This window comes from Herbaspirillum sp. UBA812, from assembly GCF_002296545.1.
Classification (GTDB): Bacteria; Pseudomonadota; Gammaproteobacteria; order Burkholderiales; family Burkholderiaceae_D; genus Herbaspirillum; species Herbaspirillum huttiense.
The window spans coordinates 1-6,782 of sequence record NZ_DBIC01000293.1; the positions used below are offsets into that span (position 1 = coordinate 1).

Below are 6,782 nucleotides of genomic sequence, written 5' to 3' on the forward strand. Positions count from 1 at the left end.
CGTGGTCTTCCACGCGCTGGACGCCAAGAACATCGGCGCCATCGCCAAGATCCAGCTGCGCATCCTGGAGCAGCGCCTGGCCAAGCTGGAGATCGGATTGCAGATCAGCGAGGCTGGTTTGCAGAAGATCGCCGAGGCCGGCTTCGATCCGGTCTACGGGGCGCGTCCGCTCAAGCGTGCCATCCAGCAGGAGATCGAAAACCCGCTGTCCAAGCAGATCCTGGCGGGCAAGTTCGGTCCCAAGGACGTGGTCCACGTGGAGGTGCAGAACGGCCAGCTGGCCTTCAGCAAGGGCTGAGACCCCTGGTCTGCCTGGTCTTGCGGCCGGGCAGACCAGCTCCCTCATGAAAGTGAAGGTCCTGGTATTCAGGGCTGACAAGCGGCGGGACATGTGTTCATGTCCCGCCGTTTTTTCATGAATTTGCGCCAGCAAAAGCGCAAGCAGGGCGGCCTGGCTTGCACAGGTGTCCGTAAAAGTTGTAATACATTTACAATAATTGGCGAAATGGCACTTCTCCGCGCCCAGTGCGGCTCTTGGCGAGGTTGACGGGCGTGCTTTATTACGCCGCATCGCAAAAAAACCCTCCCCAAGCGAGGGGGAATGTGATATTTACTTCACTACAAGGGGGACGCGCCTGAACAGACAAGACCGGTGCGCCATCGATAAAGGAGCAAGCCAGCGCGGCAACGGCCGGGCGGGTTTGCGATACCTGGCAGCAAGGAATTCATGGTCATATCCGTCATTTGGGGTCACGTCAGCAGCAGGGGCGTATGGGGGCGATTCTGAAGCAATCGTCCTTGCAGCGGCTGTTCATCTTGCCGTTCATCTTTTTGATGGTCTGCCTGATGCTGACCATCGGCTGGTTCCTGTACCGGGCGGGCGACGATGCCACCGAGGTGCTGGCGCGCAATGCCCTGACCGAAGTGATGGGCCGCGTCAGCCAGGCCATCACGCGCCAGACAATGGGGGCCCGCGAAACCCTCAACGTCATCGCGCCGCCGCCGGTGCCGCCGGCCGAGGCCGGGCAAGCACCGGCTGCGCTGCCTTTCCCCAAAAGCCGCAAGGAGCTGGAAGACCGCCTGTGGCTGGCCAATTCGCTCTTCGATGAGCCCAGCTACGTCTATTTCGGCGGTGCCGACGGCAGTTTCCTGGGAATCAAGCAGGAGCAGCCGCAGGTCTTCATGTACAGCGTACGCGAGCCGGGACAGAAGAATTTCGTCTACTACCTGCGCGGTCCCGGGACCGAGATGAAACTGACCGCCGTACAGGATTACGAACCGCGCAAGCGGCCCTGGTACCTGCAGGCCGTGCAGCAGGGCCGGGAGACCTGGTCACCGGTCTATGTCGACTACCGCAACAAGGCCATCGTCGGCATCAACCTGTCCAAGCCGATCTTCGCCGAGGATGGCAGCCTGCTCGGTGTGGCCAACAGCAGCATCGGATTGCAGCAACTGACCGATCTGCTGCGCCAGGTGCCTCTGAGCGCCCAGGGCGTGGCCTTCGTCACGGAGATGAAGGGGGACATGGTCGCCACCTCCCTCGATGAACCCATCTACCAGGCCGGCGAGAACGGTGGCGAACCGCTGCGGCTCAATGCCGGACAGAGCAAGTCGCCGCTGGTGCGGCAGGCTTTCGCGGAAGTGCAGCGCTATCTGGGCACGCACCCGCCCGAGCCGGACAAGCTGATCCTGCTGGGATCGCGCAGCGAAGGCAGCAAGATCGAGGTGGCCTTTCGCCTCTACCGTGATCCCGCCGGACTGGCCTGGCTGTCCATCAGCGCGGCACCGCGCTCGGACTTCCTGGGGTCGGTCACCAGCGGCGTCTACCAGACGCTGACGCTGGGCCTGATCGCGGTCTGCCTGACCTTCGTGATCGGTTTCCTGCTGCTGCGCTGGGTGCTGCGCGATATCCGCAAGCTGACCCTGGCCGCCAAGAGTATCGGCAACGGCAGCCCGTTCCCGGCCCTCAACATCGACCGCAATGACGAAATCGGCCAGCTCGCGCAAAGCTTCGTGGAGATGGAGCGCAACCTGCGCACCGACCGGCTTACCAATGTCCTCAATCGCGATTCGCTGATCGCGCAGATCGATTTCCGCCGACGCAACAGTTCGCAGGCCGTGCCGCTGCACTTTGCCTTGCTCTTCATCGATCTCGACCGGTTCAAGGCAGTCAATGATGAATACGGCCATGACGAGGGCGACAAGGTCCTCATTGCCATCGCCGAGCGCCTGCAGCACAGCCTGCGCCATGATGATTCGGTGGCGCGTTTCGGCGGCGACGAATTCGTGGTCTACCTGCATGGCGTGACCGAGATGGACGTGGCCCGCAGCATCGCCGACAAGATCCGGCACGCCGTCAACAAGCCCATCGCAGGGCGGGATGGCCAGTACTATACGGTCGATGCATCGGTCGGCGTGTCGCTCTATCCGGACGACGGGCTGGATGTCGAAACCTTGCTGCGGGTGGCCGATTCACGTATGTTCGACCAGAAGCGCCTGCATCGCATCTTGTCAGTGTGATTTGTGATTTGCCTTCAGGTGCGCCCAGACCCACCATCGAACGCCCGGAGAACCCCATGACTCTTGCCAGCTTTGCCACCTGTGACCTGTGTGACGCCAACGAAGACAAGCTGAGCGCCGGCACGCTGCACGTCCTGCCGCCCATCTTTGCCTCCTTCGGCCGCAAGCAGGTCTTCGCCGGTCCGGCGCGTACGCTCAAGGTCTTCGAGGACAACGTGCTGGTGCGCAAGGCCCTGGAAACCCCGGGCAACGGCGACGTACTGGTGGTCGACGGCGGCGGCAGCCTGCGTTGCGCCCTGGTCGGCGGCAACCTGGCACAGCTGGCGCAGGACAATGGCTGGGCCGGCATCCTGGTCAATGGCTGTGTGCGCGATGCGGCTGAACTCAATGCCTGCGAGGTCGGCATCCGGGCGCTCGCTACCCATCCGCAGCGCAGCTTCCGCAAGGGGGCAGGGGATGCCGACATCAAGGTCGGCATTGCCGGCGTGGCGGTGCATCCGGGCGACTGGATCTATGCCGATGTGGACGGGGTGCTGGTGTCGCGTACCCGGCTTTGAGCGTTTTCCTTCACCTTCTGTTGCAAGCTTTCAAGCCCGCCGCGTGCGGGCTTTTGTTTGAGCCCGCCAAGCCGCTCAGTCCGGGGTTTTGCGGAGTACCCGGTCGATGGCCTCGGTCTGGCTGACAATTTCCTTCAAATCCTGATTCAGCAGGCTGGTCCGGCGGCGCAGGTTGTCCCAGCCGGACCAGGCGCTGGCTTCGGCCGGTACCGGTTCCGGCGTGACCGGGCCGATCAGTTCGATCTTGCCGGACAGGGCCTTGTCCTCGGCGGCTTCGGGCGACACCACTACCGCACCGCCACGCTTTCTCGGCTTGGGGGCCAGCAGGCGCTGGGCTTCGGCCAGGTGCTGGCTGGCTTCCAGATAGGTCTCCTCGATCAGCCGGGCCACTGCACTTTGTGGCATGTTTTCCTGATGCCGCCGCAGCATCAGGCGCAGGGCAGCAATGTGGGCCGCCACCAGGTAGTTCTGCACGATGAAACGGTTCAGTTCACGCACCGCGCGCTGCTTGGTGGCCGGTTCATCCATCATCCGTACCAGCGCCGAGATGAGCGCGGCCAGGCTGTCCATGAAGCCCTTGCGGCAGACCCGGTAGAAGAAATCATCCTTGACCTTGCCCTCCAGCAGGTCGCGGCTGGCCGTCAGATAGCGCTGGCTGGACTTGAGCACGTTGCGCAGCAGCTTGGGCAGGTCGCGGTACTCCCAGGCTGGCAGCACGTAGCTGAAGACGGTGGCGATGACCACGCCGATGAGGGTATCGATGAGCCGCTCGCCGATCACGCCCTGGTGACCGGCCGGGACCAGCAGGTTGAGCAGCATCAGGATCTGCACCGAAGCCGCAATGGCCGTGTAGCGGTACTTGATGTAGGTGAAGGCAGGGGCCGCCACGCTGGCGGCGAACAGCACCGCCAACTGGCCCAGCGGATTGTGCACGAAGCGCAGGATCAGCATGGTGATCAGGCAGCCGATCACGGTGCCGATCAGGCGGTCCGCCATGCGCTGCTTGGTGGCGCTGAAATTGGGTTTGAGGATGATGACGATGGTCAGCACGATCCAATAACCGTGCGCCATGTAGGGCAGCAGCCCGGCAATCCAGAGGCCCGTGGTGACGGCCAGCGCCACCCGGATGGCGAAGCGGAAGATCGGCGACTGCCAGCGCAGGTTCACCAGCAGCATGTTGAACTTGAATTTCTGCTGGGTCAGGAAGGGCGTCATGTCCGAACCCGGCAAGATGGGCAGCGGATCGACCGGGTTCTGCGTGGCCTGGTGCACCTGGCCGATGAATTCGATGATGTCGCGGATCTTGTTGTAGGTCACGCGCAGCAGCGTGAGCGCTTCCTGCGAGGCCTGGCGCGGACCGGGCTGGGCCAGTTCCTGCATCTCGAACTGCACCGCGCGCAGCTCGGCCTTGTAGTTCACACTGGGTTCGGAGGCCTTCTTGCGGGTAATCGCATAGGCGATCGATTCGATGTCCTGCGCCGCCTTGGTGGCCAGGTCGCGCAGGAAGATCATCACGTCGGACTCGCCGAAGTGCTGGCGCAGGAGGGCATAGTCGGCGTGGGTGGAGAGCACCTGTTCATACAGTTCCAGCATCGACAGGTGCACCTGCACCAGCAGGCCATCCTGCTTGGTATGCAGGTCGCGCAGGATCAGGTCGCGCGAGGCCTGCTGCTTGTCGGCCACCACGATCTGCTGGCGCACCAGCTGGTTGAACTGGCTGGCCAGGTCATGCTTGACGTCATAGAAGTCGGCCTTGATGCGCAGGTAGCGTGCCAGCTCGAACAGCGCCTCGGCCAGCACCTGCTGCTTGATGCGGCGGCGCAGGAACCACGATACCACCATCGAATAAGCCAGATAGCCCAGCCCGCCGCCCAGGAACAGGCCCGCATGCAGGAAGGCGTCGGCAATGGGGACCTGGTTCTCCATCGACAGCGTCATCACCATGAGCGCGGCGAACTGCAGCGGCATGGTCTTCTTGCCGTAGACCACCATCATGCTGGCGAAGAAGCTCACCACTACCATCATCGCGCTGACCAGCCACGGCACCGGCGCACAGAGGCTGATGACCAGCATCACCACCGTACAGAGCAGCACCCCGGCCAGCATCTCGTTGAACTTGTGGCGCAGCGGGCTGGGCAGGTCCATCAGGCTGGTACAGAGGGCACCCAGGAAGACCGTCATCGTGGTCGGCATGTCGGCGACGTTGAACACCAGCAGGGTCAGGCCGACCACCCCGATCGCGATCCGCACACCTGTATAGAAATAATGACTGAAGAGGAAGGTGCGAATGTCCAGGGCGTAATGCATGTAGACAGGGGCGGCGTTGCATCACCGCTTTGGAATGAGTTAGGCGCTTATTCTCTGCCTTCTTTTGCAATTAGACAACCCGAGCGCCTTGGGTCGTGGAAGACAGTTTGACGAGTCGATAGATGAAGGAAAAAACGGATCTTCGGACGCCAGTGCGGCCTGGACCGGTCGAAAACGTCATCAACGATCGCGGTGATATGAACGATGAGCGTGCAAGAGGTTTCATCTCCGTGCTTTTTTTACGATACGAAATCGTCATTTCGTATGGTGAAAAGTACGAGTGCGCTGCATCAAAATTCCTTTTCATTCTCCGGATTTTCGTTTCGTATCGCAAAATAGAGCGCGTAAGTGCATGATTATATTGGTATAAAAATTTTACAGATATCTTATATAAGACATTGTTGCTCCGCTCCGCCAGGCCTACTATGAAGTCATGGAATCAACGATTTCATCCGGTTTCAAGCCACTTCATATTGACCAACAAGGAGATCCACATGAGCACACGTGAACAGCAAATCCAGGCCCTGGAACGCGACTGGGCAGAGAACCCCCGCTGGAAGGGCATCAAGCGCAACTACAGCGCCGCCGACGTGGTCCGCCTGCGCGGCTCGCTGCAAATCGAGCACACCCTGGCCAAGCGCGGTGCCGACAAGCTCTGGAACCTGGTCCACGATGAACCCTTCGTCAACGCCCTCGGCGCCCTGACCGGCAACCAGGCCATGCAACAGGTGAAGGCCGGCCTGAAGGCGATCTACCTGTCCGGCTGGCAAGTCGCCGGCGACGCCAACCTGGCCGGTGAAATGTATCCCGACCAGTCGCTGTACCCGGCCAACTCGGTGCCGATGGTGGTCAAGCGCATCAACAACACCTTCGCCCGTGCCGACCAGATCCAGTGGTCCGAAGGCCGTGACGACATCGACTTCTTCGCGCCCATCGTGGCCGATGCCGAAGCCGGGTTCGGTGGCGTCCTGAATGCCTTCGAACTGATGAAGTCGATGATCGAAGCCGGTGCGGCAGGCGTTCACTTCGAAGACCAGCTGGCCTCGGTCAAGAAGTGCGGCCACATGGGTGGCAAGGTGCTGGTGCCGACCCGCGAAGCCTGTGAGAAGCTCAACGCCGCTCGCCTGGCTGCCGACGTCATGGGCACCAAGACCCTGGTGATCGCCCGTACCGATGCCGAAGCCGCCGACCTGCTGACCTCCGACGTGGATGCCAACGACAAGCCTTTCCTGTCGGGCGAGCGCACCGTGGAAGGCTTCTTCAAGACCCATCCGGGCATCGACCAGGCGATCTCGCGTGGCCTGGCCTATGCGGAGTATGCGGACATGGTCTGGTGCGAAACCGGCAAGCCCGACCTGGCCTTTGCCAAGACCTTCGCCGAAGCCATCCACGCCAAGT

General features: G+C 61.9%; 4 protein-coding genes and 1 pseudogene. 4 read left to right on the forward strand and 1 reads right to left on the reverse strand.

Annotation, left to right across the window (positions count from 1 at the left end; all coding sequences use genetic code 11):
• The 3 genes and pseudogenes from B3873_RS20145 to rraA form a co-directional block, all read left to right on the forward strand.
• Positions 1-298: pseudogene (locus B3873_RS20145) on the forward strand (type VI secretion system ATPase TssH); the annotation flags it as partial.
• A gap of 473 nt (positions 299-771) precedes the next feature.
• Positions 772-2,520, forward strand: a complete 1,749-nt coding sequence (locus B3873_RS20150) for a diguanylate cyclase (RefSeq protein ID WP_286868577.1) — start codon at positions 772-774, stop codon at positions 2,518-2,520.
• A 56-nt stretch (positions 2,521-2,576) separates the two neighbouring features.
• On the forward strand, positions 2,577-3,077 hold the full coding sequence (gene rraA, locus B3873_RS20155) for a ribonuclease E activity regulator RraA (RefSeq protein ID WP_134222232.1): 501 nt from the start codon (positions 2,577-2,579) through the stop codon (positions 3,075-3,077).
• Positions 3,078-3,152: 75 nt separating this feature from the next.
• Here the strand turns inward: rraA and B3873_RS20160 are convergent, their stop codons facing one another.
• A complete protein-coding gene (locus tag B3873_RS20160) occupies positions 3,153-5,384 on the reverse strand; it encodes an FUSC family membrane protein (protein WP_134222233.1) in 2,232 nt (743 codons plus the stop codon).
• A 494-nt stretch (positions 5,385-5,878) separates the two neighbouring features.
• On the opposite strand from B3873_RS20160, the gene aceA reads away from it, so the two are divergent.
• Positions 5,879-6,782 (forward strand): isocitrate lyase (gene aceA / locus B3873_RS20165; RefSeq protein WP_286868582.1); only part of this gene is annotated, 904 nt, incomplete at its 3' end.

Bases quoted from the DNA above. Each gene is read 5' to 3' on its own strand.
- B3873_RS20150 (WP_286868577.1), top strand. From the start codon at position 772: ATGGGGGCGATTCTGAAGCAATCGTCCTTGCAGCGGCTGTTCATCTTG.
- rraA (WP_134222232.1), top strand. From the start codon at position 2,577: ATGACTCTTGCCAGCTTTGCCACCTGTGACCTGTGTGACGCCAACGAA.
- B3873_RS20160 (WP_134222233.1), bottom strand. From the start codon at position 5,384: ATGCATTACGCCCTGGACATTCGCACCTTCCTCTTCAGTCATTATTTC.